Raw genomic sequence first — 17,337 nt, 5'->3', positions numbered from 1 at the left:
TTATTGGTGGATCAGCAATGACTGGTCAGATAACTCGGTGAATACGATCAATCAATTGTTTCAAATGCATGTTTCAAACACGCGTTTGAAATCTAGAGCCAAGCGCACCCCAAGTCAAGCCGAACGATCGGTCCGGCTTGTTGCATTCGGTCACCGCCTGCCTACAACAGGAGGCGGCTCACAGGGGATCAGTTGGAAGAAGATAGCAGCGGAGAGAGGTCGAGGTGGGTGGCGCCATTGCGGTAGTCGCCGGATTCGTCATAGTCGAGCACACCCAGGCAGGGGGCGGGCAGGATGGCGCCGAGGGTCATCAGGTTCTCCTCCGCCCGGGGCATTTCGGACTTGGGAGCACGCACAAAATTGGCCACCCAGCCCGCCAGTTGCAGGCCGTCGCGGTGGATCGCTTCGGCGGTCAGCAGCGCATGATTGATGCACCCCAGCTCCATACTGACCACCATGACCACTGGCAACTCCAGCTCCCGCGGGAGGTCGGAAAGGAACTGGCGCGGCGCCAATGGCACACGCCAGCCCCCCGCGCCCTCGATCAACACCAGGTCGGTTTTAGTACTCATTACCCCGCGACAGATGCCCACAAGACGCGACACGTCCAGGCGCCGCCCCGCTTCCATTGCCGCAATATGCGGGGCAACTGCCGGCTCCAGTGCGATGGGGTTCACCTGCTCGTAGGGTAAATCCTCGGTCATCGCCTCCATCAGCGTCAGCGCATCGCTGTTGCGCAGCCCGTCAGTGGTCTGCTCGCAGCCAGACGCCACCGGCTTTACCGCTGCCGTTTTCAGCCCCTGTGCGGCAGCCGCGTGCAGCAGCGCGGCGCAGGTATAGGTCTTTCCGACTTCAGTATTGGTACCAGTCACAAAAAACGTACGGGTCACGGAAACTTACCTCTCTTATAGAAATCTTTTATGTTGACGCCCCTTTAAACATGATCTACTTGCTGATAAATTGACCACGTAGAGCAGTAATCGTACAACCCACTTCGCCAAACATGGTTGGGGTTAGGATAATTGCCTAACGAAGACCCCCGCCTCTGGCATGGGGTGACAGTCTAGGACAGCGCTGTCATGACGCTATTGCGCCACCAAGTCGCACCGCGCAACCACATTGCTCAGCCAGCGGCGGAATTCCCCCGCCCACACGCCGAGTCTCCCCGCAAACAGCAGGGATGTGGAAGTGCGAAAGTACGGAAGCTGATTTACAGCCCCGGAATGACATAACAAACGAATGCCATTTATACCGACGAGAGCCATGCGATACCTGAAATTGAGCCTGATTGCCTTACTCCTGATCCCCACCCTGGCCGTCGCCAAGATCAAGCCTGTGGATGAAGTGGTGGTCTACAAGTCCAAACACCTGATGCAGCTAAAGCGCAACGGCAAGGTTGTGAAAAGCTACAAGGTGGTGTTTGGTAAAAACCCCGTAGGGCACAAACAGTACGAAGGCGACTCCCGCACCCCGGAAGGCCGCTACACCCTGAACTGGAAAAAGAAGAACAGCACCTACTACCGTGCTATCCAGGTGTCCTACCCCAACGCGCAAGACCGCGCACGAGCGAAAAAGCTGGGCCGCAGCCCCGGTGGCTCCATCATGATCCACGGCCAGAAGCCGCACTGGAAAGGTATCGAAGACTACCTCACCCGCATGAACTGGACCGATGGCTGTATTGCGGTAACCAACCCGCAGATGGACGAAATCTGGGCGATGGTGGATACCGGTACGCCGATCGAGATTTTTCCGTAACGCCCGCGCCGACAAATTCGAAGTACAAGAATCAGAATCGAAGGCCGGGGGCTGGGGCAAGTTTTTCGAACCGTCGTCGCCATGGATGGCGGCGCCGGAGCGTACATGGATGTACTCGCAGCGATTCGAAAAACTTGCCCCAGCGCACGGCCGCCACCGCGTTGGAGATCAGTGCTCCGGACCACCACTGTGGCGGCGAATCACTGGGTGCGGGTTTTCAGGACCGCTGTGAACCCATCCCTGGGCGCTTCGGCACAAACATCCTGTTTGTGACGATCCTGAAAACCCGCACCCAGCAATTCACCTTTAACTTTTGACCTCTGTGGCTCGATGTTCAGTCTCAATGCTCTTCCTGATAATACTCCGGCGCCAGATCATCAAAGCGCGTGTACTTACCCACGAACGCCGCCCGGCAGGTACCGATCTCACCGTTCCGCTGCTTACCGATAATCAGCTCCGCCAAGCCCTTATCCGGGCTGTCCTCGTTGTAATACTCATCCCGGTAAATAAACAGAATCACATCCGCATCCTGCTCGATCGCCCCGGATTCCCGCAGGTCCGAGTTCATCGGCCGCTTGTTCGGACGCTGCTCCACACCACGATTCAACTGCGACAGCGCAATCACCGGGCACTCGTATTCCTTCGCCAACGCCTTCAAAGAGCGGGAAATCTCCGAGATCTCCTGAGTACGCCCCTCAGTACTGCCCTTCACCTGCATCAACTGCAGGTAATCCACCATCACCATCGCCGGCATCGCCTTGCGCTCTGCCTCCTCGCGAGACAGCTTCGGGTCCGCCTGCATCAACTTGTTGGTGTGGTCGCGCACCGTGCGCTTAACCCGCGCGCGCACCTCTGAAGGCGAAAGACCCGGGGTATCGTCGATATACAGCCCCTTGCCCTTCATCTTCTGTACCGCGCTCGACAGCTTCGGCCAGTCCTCTTCCTGCAGCTTACCGTTCCGGATACGCCCCTGATCGATCTTGCCGATGGACGACAGCATCCGCATCACCAGACTGTCCGACGGCATCTCCATACTGAACACCAGGGTCGGTTTGTCCTGGCTCAACATGGCCGCTTCGACGAAGTTCAGCGCCAGAGCGGTCTTCCCCATGGAAGGACGGGCGGCGAGGATGATGAGTTCACCGGGCTGCCAGCCGGAGGTACGCTGATCCAGCTCGGTCAGCCCGGAGCTGAGGCCGGTGAGGTCGCCCTCCGACTTGAACAGCTCATCGATGCGCTCGACGGTCTTTTTCAGCAGCGTGTCGACACCAACAAAACCGCCCTCTTTGGCGCGGCCCTCGGCGATTTCCGCCACCCGGCGCTCGGCCATTTGCAGCAGGTCTGCGGAGCCGAGACCACCAGGGTTGAAGCTGGTGCGACTGATTTCGCCGGCGGCAGCGATCAACTGGCGCAGCATGGAGCGCTCGCGCACGATCTTGGCGTAGGCGACGATGTTCGCAGCAGAGGGGGTATTTTCCGCGAGTTCGGCGAGATACGCCGGGCCACCCACTTCCGCCAGCAGGTCGCGGGTGGCGAGGCCTTCGGCGAGGGTGACGATATCCAGTGGCTGCTCGCCACCGGAGGTCTCCAGCATGACACCGAAGATGACCCGGTGGCTGGCGACGAAGAAATCTTCCGCACTCAGCTGCTCCGCCACCGCATCCAGGCGGCTGGCATCCAGCATCAGGCCGCCCAGCACCGACTGCTCCGCCTCGACCGAGTGCGGCAGTGGCGAGCTGGCAGAGGTTTCCTGGGCTTCGTCTTCGTGGGGAGCGTATTCGTTCATCTTCGGCTTTATATTCGATGGCCCGGGCAGGTCTCGCAGACCAAGACCTTTTACCGGGCTAAAAACAAATCAGGCGCTGGACCCTCCGCATCGACCGAATGATCGACGGGGAAAATCCAGCGCCTGATTGTAGCGCGCCTGGGCCGGAAACGGGCAATCCCATTTCCACCCCAGCGCGCTAGGCGTTTCAGCGTTAGCAGAAGCTTATTCGGCCTCTACAACAACCTTAACGGTGCTGATCACGTCGGCGTGCAGCTGTACGTCTACGTCGTACTCGCCCACTTCGCGCAGCGCGCCTTCCGGCAGCTTCACTTCCGCTTTTTCAACGGCAACGCCAGCAGCGGTGATCGCGTCGGCGATGTCGCGCGTGCCGATAGAGCCGAACAGTTTGCCTTCGTCGCCAGCGTTGGCGGCGATGGTCACAACCAGGTCAGCCAGCTTGGTCGCGCGGCTTTCAGCTTCGCTTACTTTCGCAGCGGCCGCTGCTTCCAGTTCAGCGCGCTTGGCTTCGAACTCAGCAACGTTTGCTGCGTTGGCCAGCACCGCTTTACCGGTAGGCAGCAGGAAGTTGCGGCCGAAACCGGCTTTTACTTCAACGCGGTCACCCACGTTACCCAGTTTGCCTACTTTGTCGAGCAGAATAACTTCCATCTCGGAACCCTCAGTTTCAGTTCATGTGCGCCGCTCAGCGTTTATTGCTTGAGCGCGCGCGAATATCAATCCAGCTATCGATCAGTGCCAGTCCACACAGGAAACCGGCCAGTGGCAGTGCCGCGATCACCAACATGACGTACATGGCGACCAGTGGACCGCGCCCCCAGCCTCTCTGGGCTACCAGCCAGTGGATCAGGCAGATGCCCGCCACCATGATGGGGAAAGCAGCAACCGCACCCCAGAACACAAAGTGTTCGCTGACCAGGCAGTAAATCCACAACAGCATACCGGCTGCGGCGATCGGCAGGGGCATTCGCAGCCCGTGCATCTCTTCCCGCAAACCGCCGGGGTTGTACAGCAGCGCCTGCCACCAGCGACCGAGCAACAGCGACAGCATGGCGCTGATCACCGATACCCAGGTCAGGTATCCGGTGGCCTGCGCTTCACTGGCAAATGCTTTGCTCAGCTGCTGGGCCTCCGGGGTACTGGCGCCGCCAGCGGCCTCGTTGACCGCGGCGATCAGATTCCCCAGCACCCCCCCGGTCACCTGTGAGGTAACCAGGATGCCCGCTGCCGTCACTGCGGTCAGTGCCACCAGCGCCCAACTCCATGTGCGGGCAGTTCGCAACACCATTGCGCCGGCCAGCACCCCCACAAAGTGGGTGATGGCCATACCGGCCATCAGTGGCGACATATAGCCGGCACCGGCGGCGGCCACAATCGGCAACAGCGCCCAGGCCAGAACAAACAGGCCGTCGCCATTGCCGCGGCGTAACCCCACCAGCGCAAGCACTGCGGGGCTGATCAACGGGATACCCACCAGGGTGAGGATCACCGCGCGCACGCGCGATCGCATGGCAAATTCAGCGATAGCGCGCACTAGATAGCTTCTCTTTTACAACAAACCGTACGAAGCACTTAGGCTTCGTGGCTGTCCGTGTACGGCAGCAGCGCAATGTAACGCGCGCGCTTGACCGCGGTGGCCAGCTGACGCTGATACTTGGCTTTGGTGCCAGTGATACGGCTCGGTACGATTTTGCCAGTTTCAGAAACGTAGGCTTTCAGGGTATCGAGATCTTTGTAATCGATACGCTTGGTGCCTTCGGCGGTGAAACGGCAGAACTTACGACGACGGAAAAAACGTGCCATCTGACTATCCCCTTACTCTTCGTCTTCAGTGGTGTCGGAAGACTTGGCTTCCTCGGCGCCTTCGGAAGAAGAATCTTCACGGTCGGCGCGCTCGCGACGCTCAGAGCGTTCTGCGCGCGCAGCTTTGCGCTCGCGGGACTCTTTCTCAGCCTTCATGATCGGGCTTTCTTCGGTGATGGCTTCGTCTTCGCGGATCACCAGATTGCGCAGCACGGCGTCGTTGTACTTGAAGTTGGTGGTCAGTTCGGCCAGCGCTTCTTCAGTACACTCAACATTCATCAGAATGTAGTGCGCCTTGTGGATCTTGTTGATCGGGTAAGCCAGACGGCGGCGGCCCCAGTCTTCCAGACGGTGAACGTCGCCACCGCTTTCTTTGATGGTCGCAGTGTAACGCTCGACCATGCCGGCGACCTGCTCGCTCTGGTCCGGGTGAACCAGGAATACAATTTCGTAATGACGCATTTTAGCTCCTTACGGGTTAACACAGCCTCCCGGCTTGCCGCGGTAAAACAACCGCCGCCGCCCAGTGAGGCAAGGAGTACGCAACAGCAGCCCGGATGGGGCTATTGCGGGCGGCGTATTCTATGCGCCCCGCAAACTGGTTGCAAGTTGAACAGTGCACGGGGTACCCGGCTGTGCAGACCAGCCAGTCACCACATTGGAGCCGCGGAATTATTTTGAAATTTACATTGAGGGGAATGTGCCCGGAGGCGTCATACAGGCATAGGTCGCAAAAACAACTAAGAAGCCAGACCCTGAACTGATACCCAGAAACAATAACAATAATCTCCAGGGACCGAAGAATAACAAACGGGATAACACCGTAGAGGGGCTCCAGGGCCCCTCCATTTTTTTGCACTCCTCTTAAGCGCCTTTAAGCGCGCTAACCGCCCGCGGCTACTTCCGCCTGATCAGAACACGTAACTGACTCCAAGGCTTAACTCAGTCTTGTCGTAATCGTACAGTTCCCGGTTTTCCTGATTGTCGATACTCATCAGCTTGCCATCGAGACTGAAGCGCGGGGTCAGGCGGTAGCGGGTGGACACCCAGGTTTTGATGCGATCGGACTCCCGCTCGTACTCCAGCACATTGCCACTGTCGTCTACCACGCGGTTTAGCCCGTCATACACGCTGTAGCGGTACTCGATTCCCGCGCGCAGTTCCCAGCGGCTCAGAAAGCGCCAGCGCACATCGCTGCCAAAAGCGTGCCGTACCGGGGAGTAGCTGTAGTAATCCTCTGCCGCCTGCTGCAGATCCTCGCGGTCGTTGGTGTCGTACAGGTAGTAGGCACCCCAATCGGCGCCCCAACCTGCAACAGAGATCTCGCGACGCGCGCGGGCAGAAAAGCGCTGGCGCCAGCCGTCCAGATAGCTGTAGTTCTCACCACCGGCGTAGTAGGCCGGGATATACGACAACTGCACGCTGGTCGCGCCGAAATCCCGATTCGCGCGGGCGATCAATTGCAACTGCTGGCTGACCCGCTCACCACCCAAAGTCACCCGCTCAACGCCACTGCCCGCCTCCAGGCCCCAGCCATTCCGGCGCAGGTCGCGAATCAACGAGGTGCTGAGACTGCCCAGGTTCAGACTGTCCAGCTCGCTGTAACGACGGGTGAAGCCGTACCCCTGCAGGCGCCAGCCATCGTCCTCCGTCCCGGCCAGACGATACTGCCCCCAGCCGAACAGCTCGAAGAAGCTGTCCTCTCCCACCGCGTCGTCACCCAGTAACTCCGTTTTTACTGCATAGGGATTACCGTCCTGACCGCCATTGATACTGGCCATGGCCAACCAGGGGCGCGATTGGGCGGCGGGCTCGGCAACCGGGCTGCCCAACTGCAGAGCCGCCAGTCGCTGTAACTTTGGCGAGCCGGCACGCTCACTCACTCGGCGAAAATACTTCGCTGCCAGCATCTGGTCGCCCTGGCGCTGCGCCACCAGCCCCAGATTGTATTCCGCCAGGTCGCGCCATTGCGGCTCTGGCACCAGCTGCCAGAAATAGTCAGACGCTTCCGAATAGCGGCCCAGTTTGAACAGGGTGACACCCAGGTTGAATTTCAACTTGGCGCTGTCGTCCCCACCCCGCTCCGCCTGCCGGAACAGCGTCAGCGCCTGCGGATAATCGCCGCGCTTGAAGGCGCCGGTGGCCGACGGCAGCTCTTCGGCGGCCAGCCGCGCCGGGCCGAATATTGAAACCGCGATCAGTGCGGTGATAAGAAAAAACAGTTGGATAAAGTTGCGCATTCCCTGCCTCGTTACCTGACTTCCCTGCGGGGGGAGTTTTTGCCTCGTCAAATAGCATCGGCCCGGGTCGCATCCTGCGCGCCCGGGCCTGTTTTGGTAACGACCCTTTATCCCCCGGTGCCCTCTGCGGCATCACTCGCGTCACTGGCAACATTGCCCCGCAGAGAGTCCAGCAGGGCATCCACATCCCCCATGCTGTCTCCCATACTGCCGCGCGCCTCCTCGGGCAGGGCGCCGAGAATATCCTGCATCATCTGCTCGATCATGCCCTGCATTTCCGCATTGGTGAGCCCATTCTTCAGCGCCTCTTCCACCGCCTCGCGGGCAGACTCCACCGCCTGCTGCGCCTGTTCATTGGCGGCCAGCGCCGAGTTCTGCGCATTGGCCATCAGCTCCCCGCGGCGTTCAGCTATTTCTGCCAGCATCGCCTCGCTACTTGCTGCGCCCTCGCCATTGAGTGCGGCGCTGCCCGGCTGCGCTTCGCGCATGGCTTTTATCGCCGCCAGGGCGGCCGCCAGCTTCTGCTCGGCGATCTCACGTACCTCTTCTGGCAGCTCGATATTGTTGAGCAGATCCTGGGCGCTCTCGGCGTCTTCTACTACCTGCAGGGTGATATCCAGGTCAGCCATTTCCGCGGCGTCCGCAGCCGCCTGCAGATCTGCCTCGGTTGCCATGTCCTGTTGCGCCCAGCCGACAGAAGAGAGCGGCAGACAAGCTGTGAAAATGGCCGCGCACAGTAGCTTTTTGTTGAACAGGGGGTTGCTGGCACCAGATTGAATCTTTGACATAGTCCTTTACCTCAATCGAACAAGAGAATGGATGAAAAATTAAGATCAGAGTTGTGTCATGGGTTGATTGGCCGGTCCCTGAGTCGCCGGCGGTATCGCGTAGCGCAGGGTTTTTCTCGCCCCGCGGTACTCCACTTCTACGGTCAGTTGCCCAACAGGCTCCTGCCCGGGTGCGGAATTTACCTGCAGTGGCAAAGTAATCTGGTTGGCACCGGCAGAAATATCCGCCTGCCACTCCAGCTGATTTACATCGGCATATCCCTGGATACGGGTATTCGCCGGCAGCAGTACGCGGATGGTTGCGCCTTCCAGTGCAGCGGGGCTGTCTAGGCGTACATGCAGCGGCCGGATTGCGGCGGGCTCAATAGCCTCGGAAACTTCCGCTGTTATTTCCGCAGGCCGGTCAGTATTGGTCAGTAGTGGCGCCAGCCATAAGCCGAGCAGCAGGCTTGCGGCCATGGCGGCGGGCAGCATGATTCGATTTTGCGCCACTGCCTGCGGTTTATCTTCTGTCTGCACACGAGCGAGCATCCGCGACTCAAAATCCTTTCCGGGATCCGGAACCGGCAATTCACGGAGGGCACGCCGCAATTGCTCATTGGATAGCTTTGTACTGGATAGTTTTGTGTCCATGATTCACTCCTGAGTCCTGAGACTTACACCCGCGTCGTCTTTAAACCGACTTCTTCATTACTCGGCGAAAAGTCTCCCAGCAGCAGGCGCAATTTTTTGCGCGCCCGGTGCAACCGCGACTTCACCGTGCCGGCCTGCAGCGTGAGGATTTCAGCAACCTCTTCGGCGGTATATCCCTCGACATCGTGCAGCACCACCACATCCCGCCAGCCTTCCGGCAGTGCGGACAGCGCCACAGTCAGGCTGCGCTGCAAATCCAGGCGGGTGAAATCGCAGGGCCCGGAAGAGGCGACGGTGTGGATTCCCAGCACCTCGCCTTCATCATCGTCCTGATACAAGCGCACCCGTTCATCGATCGGAGACGCGCAGCGGCGGCGGTACTGATCCACGTATTTGCGGTACAGTACTTTTGCCAGCCAGGGACCCAGCTTCTCAACCGCGTCCAATTCATCCAGCCGAGGCAACAGCCCGAGCATCAGGTCCTGCACCAGATCTTCCGCTTCCTGCGCACAACCGCTCAGGCGATACGCCACGCGATGCAGCTGACGCAGATGGGGAAACACCAGCGCGACAAAGCGATCTTCCCGCGCGCGCTGTCGATTCAGAAACCAGGCCTTCACTACCGCACTCCCTTGCCCCGGAGCCGGCGACTGCCATTTGCCGGCTTGTGCACTCTTACACGAAGCGGAAAGCCAAAAGGTTCCCGCCAGAACGAAAAAAATTAAAAAACGAAAAGTCAGAAAAAATTAAAGCAGCTGCAGGCAAGCGGGATGACTGGCTGGGCGTGGCACAGGTCTCAAATAACGCTGAATACAGGAAGTGGCCTGCCAATCTTTTTTCGGCGGACAGAAGTGGCACGGAGAGAGCGGGAATTCAGCAGGCTGCGAGAAAATACAGGCGCAAAAAAAGCCGGGCGGAAATTCCGGCCGGCTTGCTGTTGGCATTTCTAAGAGCGGATCAACCGGTGCGCTGACGCACCGCTTCAAATAGACATACGCCGGTGGCCACCGAGACATTTAGGCTGCTCACTTCGCCGGCCATGGGGATTTTGATCAGGTGATCGCAATTCTCCCGGGTCAGTCTCCGCAGACCCGGGCCTTCGGCCCCCATTACCAGGGCCAGCGGACCGGTGAGGGAGGTTTGATAGAGGTCCTGCTCTGCCTCTCCCGCCGCACCATAAAGCCAGACACCGGCCTGCTGCAGCATCTGCAGGCAGCGGGCCAGATTGGTAACGGTGATAAATGGCAGCACTTCGGCGGCGCCACAGGCGACCTTGCGTGCGATGGGTGTGAGGCCGGCGGCCTTGTCCTTGGGAGCAATCACTGCGTGTACACCGGCGGCTTCCGCGGAGCGCAGACAGGCGCCAAGGTTGTGCGGATCGGTCACGCCGTCGAGAATCAGCAGAAACGGAGCTTCCCCTTTCTCATCCAATTCTTTCAGCAGCGATTTGAGAAACTGCTCATCGTAGACTTTGGTGTCGCCCACACAGATGGCCACCGCGCCCTGATGGTTGCCGTCGTCACCTATTTTTTCATCCAGGGCCTTGCGGTCGACGTAGCGAATGACAATTTCATTCTGCTCCGCCTGGCGGATGATCTTCTGTAATTTCTGATCGCGACGCCCGCGCAGCAACAGCAGTTCCTGTACCTGCTGGGGCGAGCTTTTCAGCAGTGCCTGCACCGCGTGCAGGCCGTATACCAATTGTTGTGTCACCGATTATTTCTTCCCACCGGGCTTTTTCGCCAGTTTTTTCTTGAGCTTTTTCTTCGCCGCCTTTTTCGCCGCGCGGTTTTTGGCTTCTGCTTTATCCGCCTTCTGCGCGGCCTTGCGTGCAGCTACTGCCGGGCGCTTGCCGCCTTTTCTCGGCGGGGTCTTTTTTGGCCGGCGCTTTTTCGGCGCATCTTCTTCGGTGATGGGGTTTGCGCCTTCCGCTTCGCTCACAATCTCTTCCGACGGAGGAACCACTTCCGCGGTATCGCTGCCGACCTTGCGCTTGCGAATAGGGCGCGGCTCATCTGCTCCACCTTCGGCGGCTTTTTTCTTCAGACCGGCGCCCCAGGGATTGGTCTTCTGTTCTTCCGAACTGAAATCGGACTTGCCGCGGCGCTTGCGCTCCTGCTGGAATTCCACCGCCATTTCCATGGCGCGACCGCTGACCTGGGTCGACTCCTCACCGGCGCGGGATTTTTTCGCAACCTTGTCTTTCTTGGTTGCGGGGGCGCTGTGCTCGGTACTGCTGGCACTCATTGCTTTCTTCTCAATCTTGCTGTCGCCTTTGACGGCGGATTTCTTTTCGGCCTTTTTGTCGGCCTTCTTATCCGCTTTAGGCTTTCTGTACTTTGGTGTCTGGTAACTGGGGCGCGGGTGCAACTCCACAAAGGAGAAATCCACCTTGCGCTCTTCCAGATCGACCCGCGCCACGTGTACGGTAACACCGTCACCGAGATGGAAGCGGGTGCCGCTGCGCTCGCCGACCAGACGCTGCTGGGCCTGTTCGAACTGGTAGTAATCCTTGGGCAGGGCAGTGACGTGAATCAGGCCTTCCACGTAGAGGTCGTCCAGCTCCACAAAAAGGCCAAAGCCGGTCACCGCGCTGATCACGCCGCGATAGACCTCGCCCACGTGATCCTGCAGATATTCACACTTGAGCCAGCTCGTTACATCGCGGGTGGCGTCGTCGGCGCGGCGCTCGGTCATGGAGCAGTGTTCGCCCAGCTCCACCATGGCGACGGTGCTGTAGGGCAGGATTTCTTCCCGCTCCAGCGCGTGGGCGCCAGGTGCCTGGCGCACCTTTTTCACTACCGCCGGCGGATTGGCACTGCCATTGCGGATCAGCCAGCGCAGGCCGCGGTGCAACAACAGGTCCGGGTAACGTCGAATCGGCGAGGTGAAGTGTGCATAGGCGCGGTAATCCAGGCCGAAGTGACCGCGGTTTTCCGGCTGGTACACCGCCTGGTTCATCGAACGCAGCAGCATGGTCTGGATAATGTGGAAATCCGGGCGTCCATCCACCTGTGAAAGCAGCACCTGGTAATCACTCGGCTGCGGTTCGCTGCCGCCTTCGAGGCGCAGCCCCAGCTCTCCCAGGTATTCGCGCAGGTTTTCCAAACGCTCGGTCTTGGGAACATCGTGCACCCGGTACAGGGCCGGAAGCTCTGCCAGTTCCATCAGCTCCGCCGCACACACGTTGGCGGCGAGCATGCACTCCTCGATCATCTTGTGCGCGTCGTTGCGCTGCACCGGCACAATGCGCTCGATCTTACGCGTGGCGTCAAAAATGATTCGGGTTTCGGTGGTCTCAAAATCGATAGCGCCGCGGCGATCGCGGGCACCGCGCAGGGCGGTGTACAGATCGTGCAGATTGTCGATATGCGGAGTCAGCGCGGCAAACTGTTTGCGGATGCCGCTGTTGCGATCGTCCCGCTCCGCAACGATTTCACCGACCTGGGTGTAGGTGAAGCGCGCGTGGCTGCGCATCACGCCTTCCAGGAACTGGTAGCTCTGGATGGTGCCGGACTGGTCGATGTGCATTTCGCACACCATGCACAGGCGATCCACTTCCGGGTTCAGGGAGCAGAGGCCATTGGAGAGTTTTTCCGGCAGCATGGGCACAACAAAATCCGGGAAATATACGGAATTGCCGCGCTGGTGCGCTTCCACATCCAGGGGTGTGTTGACCTGTACGTAGTGGGATACGTCGGCGATGGCTACCAACAGCTTCCAGTTGCCATCCGGCTGCACCTCGCAATACACCGCATCGTCAAAGTCCCGCGCATCTTCCCCATCAATGGTGACCAGCGGCAGCTGGCGCAGGTCAATACGCGCGGTCTTGTCTTCTTCCAGCACCTCGTCGGCAATGCCATCGACTTGCGCGAGCACTGCCGCGGGCCAGGTGTGGGGGATACCGTAATTGCGAATGGCAACGTCGATTTCCATCCCCGGCGCCAGGTGGTCGCCGAGCACTTCCGCCACTTCGCCCTGGGGCAGGTTGTTGCGGCCGGGCTGGGTGGTGATATCCACCACTACATACTGGCCGCTCTGGGCGTCAGCACACTTGCCTTCCGGCACAAGCACGTCGAGGGTCAGGCGGGGGTTGTCCGGGCGCACAAAGCAAATGCCGTCTTCGCGGTAAATCCGCCCGGCCAGTTGCTGGGTATTGTGCTTGATCACCCGCACCACCGCGCCTTCGCGCTTGCCGCGGAAACCGCCGGGGGTTTCCCGCACCAGCACCTCGTCGCCGTCGAAGACCTTGCGCATCTGGCGGTGGGACAGGAACAGGTCGTCGCTGCCATCGCCGGGGGATACAAAGCCGAAGCCATCGCGGTGACCGATCACGCGCCCGCGTACCAGGCTCATCTTGTCGAGCACGCCGAAATCGCCGTCGCGATTGCTGGCAATCTGGCCGTCGCGGCTCATGGCGATCAGGCGGCGGCGCACGCCCTCGCGACGGTCTTCGTCGTCGATGGACAGAAGGTCCGCCACTGCTTCCCAGGCCACTGGGCCCGGCTGCTGCTCCAGCACGTCGAGCAGAAACTCGCGGCTGGGAACGGGTTTTTCGTACTTCTCCGCCTCGCGCTGGGCGTGAGGGTCATTTTCCATTGCGGAGGGATTGTCTTTTTCTTGCGTCAAAACTGCTTCCATTGTTCTGCGATTGACCGCGCGGTCCGCGCAGCCCCGGGATTCATCCGGCGCAGGGGGTGTGAATGGGTGCAACGGTCGGGCCCGAGCTCTTTGGGTTGGGGAAAGCTGGGGCGGGCGATTGGAGTGGCGAGTGCCAAAAAGTGGCGTGGGCCACTGGAAATGTTGCACATTGCCGCGAGTATAAGCGATTTGAAGCCCAATTCCCGCGTTGATTTGTGCTTTCCACCCAGGAAATGCGCGGAAAAGACGCGCAAGCCGTTGATTGGCTGACAAATTTTGGCAACAGAGAGGCCATAAAAAGCGTTGACACCCCCGAGGGGAATCACTATAGTGCGCGTCCTCAACGGAGCACACCGTTGAATTGCCCAGGTGGCGGAATTGGTAGACGCGCTAGCTTCAGGTGCTAGTGGCCTTACGGTCGTGGAAGTTCAAGTCTTCTCCTGGGCACCATCTTTAAAAAAGGGGCCGACTCGCAAGAGTCGGCCCCTTTTTGTTTCCCCCCGACTACACGAACGGCGACCCAATTAAGGTTGGGAAATACGCTGCTGCACGGGCGAAGGTGGCGATGCCGGGCACAGCCTTGCGAGACCTTCAAAAACATGGATGTTTTTGCAGAGCCCCCAGGGATGGGTGCACGGCGTGTCTCGCAAGGCTGTGCCCGGTAGCGACACCGCCACCAGGCAAGACCGAAAGCTTACCCCGTATTCCGCATACCCGCCGCAATACCCGCAATCGTCACCATCAGAGCGCTTTCCAGCACCGGATCTTCCTCACGGGTGCGCAGACGCGCCATCAGTTCCGCCTGCAGCAGGTGCAGCGGATCGGTATAAGGATCGCGCACGCGGATGGACCAGCGCATGACCGGGTTGTTATCCAGCAAGCTTTCGCGGCCGGTGAGCTCGCTCAGCGCGGCAACGGTGCGAGCGAGGCGGCTGCGCAGTTCGACGCCCAGGCGCTGCAGTTCGGCATCGTCGGTGAGGCGCTCTTCGTACCACAGGGCGACGCGGGGATCGGATTTGGCCAATACCATTTCCAGCATATCTACCACGGTCTGGAAGAAAGGCCACTGCTCACTCATGGCGCGCAGAGTGTCGGGAGCATTTTCCAGGCCGGTCTCCAATGCAGCGCCGGTGCCCAGCCAGGCGGGAAGCATCAGGCGCATCTGGGTCCAGGCGAATACCCACGGAATGGCGCGCAGGGTTTCCACACCACCGCCGGGCTTGCGGCGCGCGGGGCGGCTGCCGAGGGCCAGGCGGCTCAGCTCGGTTTCCGGGGTCACGGTGCGCAGGTAGGAAACCAGCGCCGGGTCGTCGCGCACCACTTCGCGGTAGGCGCGTACGGAGGCCTGGGTCAGGCGATCCATTTCCGCGCGCCACTCCGGACGCGGCTCCGCCGGTGGCAACAGGGTCGCCTCCAGGGTGGCGGCGATGTACTGCTCCAGATTGTAGGCGGCCACGGACGGGCGGCCGTATTTGAAGCGGATCATCTCACCCTGCTCGGTCACGCGAATGCGGCCGGCCACGGATCCCGGCGGCTGGGACATCAGCGCCATGCGGGTGGGCGAGCCACCGCGGGAAATGGAACCGCCGCGACCGTGGAACAGGGTCAACGGAATACCGTGCTCTTTAAAGATTCCAGTCAGCGCTTCCTGAGCACGGAACTGTGCCCAGGCCGCACCCAGGAAGCCGGCGTCCTTGGCGGAATCGGAGTAACCGATCATCACTTCCTGGCCACCCTTGACCCGCTCGCGGTAGAAAGGAATCTCCAGCAGCGCGCTCATGGTGTCGAAGGCGTTGTTCAGGTCATCCAGGGTCTCGAACAGCGGCACCACGCGCATGGGGTCCTGCACACCGGCAATTTTCTGCAGCAGCATGACCGCTAGTACGTCTGAAGACGTGCGGGCCATGGAAATGACATAGGCGCCGAGACCTTCCGGACCCTGCTCGGCGATCACCTTGCAGGTATCCAGCACTTCGCGCACTTCGTCGGTACAGAATTCGCTGCGATAGAAGGCGCCGTTGATCAGCGGGCGGCGGCTTTCCAACTCCGCCAGCAGGAATTTCTGCTTTACCTTCTCACCCCATTCGGCGTAGCTGCCCAGATCCAGGAAGCGGGTGATGGCGTCGATCACCATGGCGTGACGGGTGGACTCCTGGCGCACGTCCAGTTTGAGCAGGGTAATACCGAAGCCGTTGAGGCGGCGCAGGGTGTCTTTCAGCTGGCCATCGGCGATGGCGGCAAGACCGACTTCGCGCAGGGAGCGATCGATCAGGCTCAATTCCTGATACAACTCGCCGCTGGTGGTGTAGACCTCACCCTGCGGCTCGGATGCCCCATTTACGCGAGCCTCCATCAGCGCGCGGGTGTTGCGCAGACGGTCGCGCACCTCGCGCAGAATCAGCCGGTAGGGCTCCTGGCTATCTCCGGTGCGGGCCAGCAGTTCGTCGCTGGCGCGGTGCATGGACAGATCGGCAAGCAGGTTTTCCACATCCCGCAGATACAGGTCGGCGGCCATCCAGCGGGCCAGGGTCAGCACCTGACGGGTCACCTTGGCAGTGACATTGGGGTTGCCATCGCGGTCGCCACCCATCCAGGAGGCAAAGCGGATCGGCACCCAGTCCGCCGGCAGCGGCTCCAGGCCAGCCAGAGCCAGCTCGTTTTCAATCTCGCGCATGCCCTGGGGAACCGCTTCCCACAGGGACTGTTCGATGGTGGCGAAACCCCACTTGGCCTCATCGACCGGGGTCGGGCGCTCGCGGCGGATTTCATCAGTGCACCAGGCGGACAGAATCTGCTCACGCAGCAGGCGGCGCAGGCGCTCGGCCTCTTCCGGGGTGCAGTCGGGGCGGTCGAGACCGGTCAGCAGGTCCGCCATCTGATCGTATTTGCGGATCAGGGTGCGGCGGGTAACTTCTGTGGGGTGGGCGGTGAGCACCAGCTCCACGGACAGGTCGGACAACACCTGGCGAATCTGCTCCGGGTCCACGTTGGCCTTTTTCAGCTCTTCCAACACCTGGCGCAGACCGCGGTCGGTATCCGGGTCGCCGGGAAAGCGCTCGTGCTGGCGGCGCAGGCGCTCGCGGTGGCGTAGGTCGGCAATATTGGCCAGATTTAGGAACTGGCTGAAGGCCCGCGCCACTTCGAGCAGAGTCTCGTCATCCAGAGGATCCAGCAGCTCCCGTAGTTTACCTACAGGCATCTCGCCGTGACTGCGGCTCTCGACCGCAACCTGGCGAATGGTCTCCACAGTATCGAATAATGCATCGCCGGCCTGGCCGCGCAACACGCTTCCAAGCTCCTCGCCCAACAGGCGAACATCTTCCCTCAAGGGTGCATTCTGATCTTGATCCACGGATTTATTCTCCCCTACCGGATTACTTATCGGATGCATTCTCACATATTTCCGGCCCGATTTTGATGCCCGCTATCGAATTCTTGTAAAAAAACTACAAAATCAACCCCTGAAAAACAAGCCTGCTCCGTGGCCGCCAACAGAATTCGAGGCAGGAATACCCGATGCGGATTTACCGGTCACACAGGACAATTGACACCCCGCAGGAAATGGCTATAGTGCGCAACCTCAACAGCGCACTGCGCTGCTTGCCCAGGTGGCGGAATTGGTAGACGCGCTAGCTTCAGGTGCTAGTGGCCTTACGGTCGTGGAAGTTCAAGTCTTCTCCTGGGCACCATC

Annotated in this window: 15 protein-coding genes and 2 tRNA genes; 4 read left to right on the top strand and 13 right to left on the bottom strand. The window is 60.2% G+C overall.

The genetic code is table 11. From position 1 onward, the window contains the following. Nucleotides 1-188 precede the first annotated feature (188 nt). Nucleotides 189-890 carry a dethiobiotin synthase gene (gene bioD / locus ACXAG1_RS03850; protein ID WP_475118979.1) on the bottom strand — a complete coding sequence of 234 codons (702 nt, stop codon included), beginning with the start codon at nucleotides 888-890 and terminating at the stop codon, nucleotides 189-191. A 373-nt stretch (nucleotides 891-1,263) separates the two neighbouring features. Here bioD and ACXAG1_RS03845 point away from each other — a divergent pair, with 373 nt between their 5' ends. Then, the gene (locus ACXAG1_RS03845; RefSeq protein WP_475091540.1) at nucleotides 1,264-1,755 is read left to right on the top strand and encodes a L,D-transpeptidase family protein; all 492 of its coding nucleotides are present in this window, start codon (nucleotides 1,264-1,266) and stop codon (nucleotides 1,753-1,755) included. Between the two features lie 134 nt (nucleotides 1,756-1,889). Then, nucleotides 1,890-2,072: a hypothetical protein gene (locus tag ACXAG1_RS03840; protein ID WP_475091539.1), complete on the top strand. Its 183-nt coding sequence runs from the start codon at nucleotides 1,890-1,892 to the stop codon at nucleotides 2,070-2,072. Nucleotides 2,073-2,095: 23 nt separating this feature from the next. Here ACXAG1_RS03840 and dnaB read toward each other — a convergent pair whose 3' ends face one another. From dnaB to rnr, 11 genes are all read right to left on the bottom strand, one after another. Beyond that, the gene (dnaB, locus tag ACXAG1_RS03835; RefSeq protein ID WP_475118978.1) at nucleotides 2,096-3,541 is read right to left on the bottom strand and encodes a replicative DNA helicase; all 1,446 of its coding nucleotides are present in this window, start codon (nucleotides 3,539-3,541) and stop codon (nucleotides 2,096-2,098) included. A 204-nt stretch (nucleotides 3,542-3,745) separates the two neighbouring features. Beyond that, nucleotides 3,746-4,192 carry a 50S ribosomal protein L9 gene (gene rplI, locus ACXAG1_RS03830; protein ID WP_475118976.1) on the bottom strand — a complete coding sequence of 149 codons (447 nt, stop codon included), beginning with the start codon at nucleotides 4,190-4,192 and terminating at the stop codon, nucleotides 3,746-3,748. A 34-nt stretch (nucleotides 4,193-4,226) separates the two neighbouring features. Next, nucleotides 4,227-5,075, bottom strand: coding sequence for a YybS family protein (locus ACXAG1_RS03825; protein ID WP_475118975.1), 849 nt, complete (start codon nucleotides 5,073-5,075; stop codon nucleotides 4,227-4,229). Nucleotides 5,076-5,113: 38 nt separating this feature from the next. Continuing rightward, a complete protein-coding gene (gene rpsR, locus ACXAG1_RS03820) occupies nucleotides 5,114-5,344 on the bottom strand; it encodes a 30S ribosomal protein S18 (RefSeq protein ID WP_066960629.1) in 231 nt (76 codons plus the stop codon). A gap of 12 nt (nucleotides 5,345-5,356) precedes the next feature. Beyond that, nucleotides 5,357-5,806 carry a 30S ribosomal protein S6 gene (gene rpsF, locus ACXAG1_RS03815; RefSeq protein WP_475091535.1) on the bottom strand — a complete coding sequence of 150 codons (450 nt, stop codon included), beginning with the start codon at nucleotides 5,804-5,806 and terminating at the stop codon, nucleotides 5,357-5,359. A 449-nt stretch (nucleotides 5,807-6,255) separates the two neighbouring features. Next, nucleotides 6,256-7,584, bottom strand: coding sequence for a tetratricopeptide repeat protein (locus ACXAG1_RS03810; protein WP_475118974.1), 1,329 nt, complete (start codon nucleotides 7,582-7,584; stop codon nucleotides 6,256-6,258). Between the two features lie 107 nt (nucleotides 7,585-7,691). Continuing rightward, nucleotides 7,692-8,372 carry a hypothetical protein gene (locus ACXAG1_RS03805; protein ID WP_475118973.1) on the bottom strand — a complete coding sequence of 227 codons (681 nt, stop codon included), beginning with the start codon at nucleotides 8,370-8,372 and terminating at the stop codon, nucleotides 7,692-7,694. Nucleotides 8,373-8,417: 45 nt separating this feature from the next. Next, the gene (locus ACXAG1_RS03800; RefSeq protein ID WP_475118972.1) at nucleotides 8,418-9,005 is read right to left on the bottom strand and encodes a hypothetical protein; all 588 of its coding nucleotides are present in this window, start codon (nucleotides 9,003-9,005) and stop codon (nucleotides 8,418-8,420) included. A 23-nt stretch (nucleotides 9,006-9,028) separates the two neighbouring features. Beyond that, on the bottom strand, nucleotides 9,029-9,625 hold the full coding sequence (locus ACXAG1_RS03795) for an RNA polymerase sigma factor (protein ID WP_475118971.1): 597 nt from the start codon (nucleotides 9,623-9,625) through the stop codon (nucleotides 9,029-9,031). A 337-nt stretch (nucleotides 9,626-9,962) separates the two neighbouring features. After that, nucleotides 9,963-10,718 (bottom strand): 23S rRNA (guanosine(2251)-2'-O)-methyltransferase RlmB, encoded by a 756-nt coding sequence (rlmB, locus tag ACXAG1_RS03790; RefSeq protein WP_475091529.1) that lies wholly within the window; start codon nucleotides 10,716-10,718, stop codon nucleotides 9,963-9,965. Between the two features lie 3 nt (nucleotides 10,719-10,721). Next, nucleotides 10,722-13,646 carry a ribonuclease R gene (gene rnr, locus ACXAG1_RS03785; RefSeq protein WP_475118970.1) on the bottom strand — a complete coding sequence of 975 codons (2,925 nt, stop codon included), beginning with the start codon at nucleotides 13,644-13,646 and terminating at the stop codon, nucleotides 10,722-10,724. A 363-nt stretch (nucleotides 13,647-14,009) separates the two neighbouring features. On the opposite strand from rnr, the gene ACXAG1_RS03780 reads away from it, so the two are divergent. Then, a tRNA-Leu gene (locus tag ACXAG1_RS03780) sits at nucleotides 14,010-14,096 on the top strand. 244 nt (nucleotides 14,097-14,340) lie between these two features. Here the strand turns inward: ACXAG1_RS03780 and ppc are convergent. Then, nucleotides 14,341-16,998, bottom strand: coding sequence for a phosphoenolpyruvate carboxylase (gene ppc, locus ACXAG1_RS03775; protein ID WP_475091526.1), 2,658 nt, complete (start codon nucleotides 16,996-16,998; stop codon nucleotides 14,341-14,343). A gap of 250 nt (nucleotides 16,999-17,248) precedes the next feature. Here ppc and ACXAG1_RS03770 point away from each other — a divergent pair. Continuing rightward, nucleotides 17,249-17,335, top strand: a tRNA-Leu gene (locus ACXAG1_RS03770). The last annotated feature ends 2 nt before the right edge of the window (nucleotides 17,336-17,337 follow it).

The sequence above is a fragment of the Microbulbifer sp. ABE4_465 genome (assembly GCF_056160765.1).
Note: the sequence above shows the minus strand (reverse complement) of the source record. Positions and strands in the feature narration are given on the sequence as shown.

What these genes read in the sequence shown, in the direction of transcription:
- rpsF (WP_475091535.1), bottom strand. Translation starts at nt 5,806, where the DNA reads ATGCGTCATTACGAAATTGTATTCCTGGTTCACCCGGACCAGAGCGAG.
- rpsR (WP_066960629.1), bottom strand. Translation starts at nt 5,344, where the DNA reads ATGGCACGTTTTTTCCGTCGTCGTAAGTTCTGCCGTTTCACCGCCGAA.
- rnr (WP_475118970.1), bottom strand. Translation starts at nt 13,646, where the DNA reads ATGGAAGCAGTTTTGACGCAAGAAAAAGACAATCCCTCCGCAATGGAA.
- ACXAG1_RS03810 (WP_475118974.1), bottom strand. Translation starts at nt 7,584, where the DNA reads ATGCGCAACTTTATCCAACTGTTTTTTCTTATCACCGCACTGATCGCG.
- dnaB (WP_475118978.1), bottom strand. Translation starts at nt 3,541, where the DNA reads ATGAACGAATACGCTCCCCACGAAGACGAAGCCCAGGAAACCTCTGCC.
- ACXAG1_RS03800 (WP_475118972.1), bottom strand. Translation starts at nt 9,005, where the DNA reads ATGGACACAAAACTATCCAGTACAAAGCTATCCAATGAGCAATTGCGG.
- ACXAG1_RS03805 (WP_475118973.1), bottom strand. Translation starts at nt 8,372, where the DNA reads ATGTCAAAGATTCAATCTGGTGCCAGCAACCCCCTGTTCAACAAAAAG.
- ACXAG1_RS03845 (WP_475091540.1), top strand. Translation starts at nt 1,264, where the DNA reads ATGCGATACCTGAAATTGAGCCTGATTGCCTTACTCCTGATCCCCACC.
- rplI (WP_475118976.1), bottom strand. Translation starts at nt 4,192, where the DNA reads ATGGAAGTTATTCTGCTCGACAAAGTAGGCAAACTGGGTAACGTGGGT.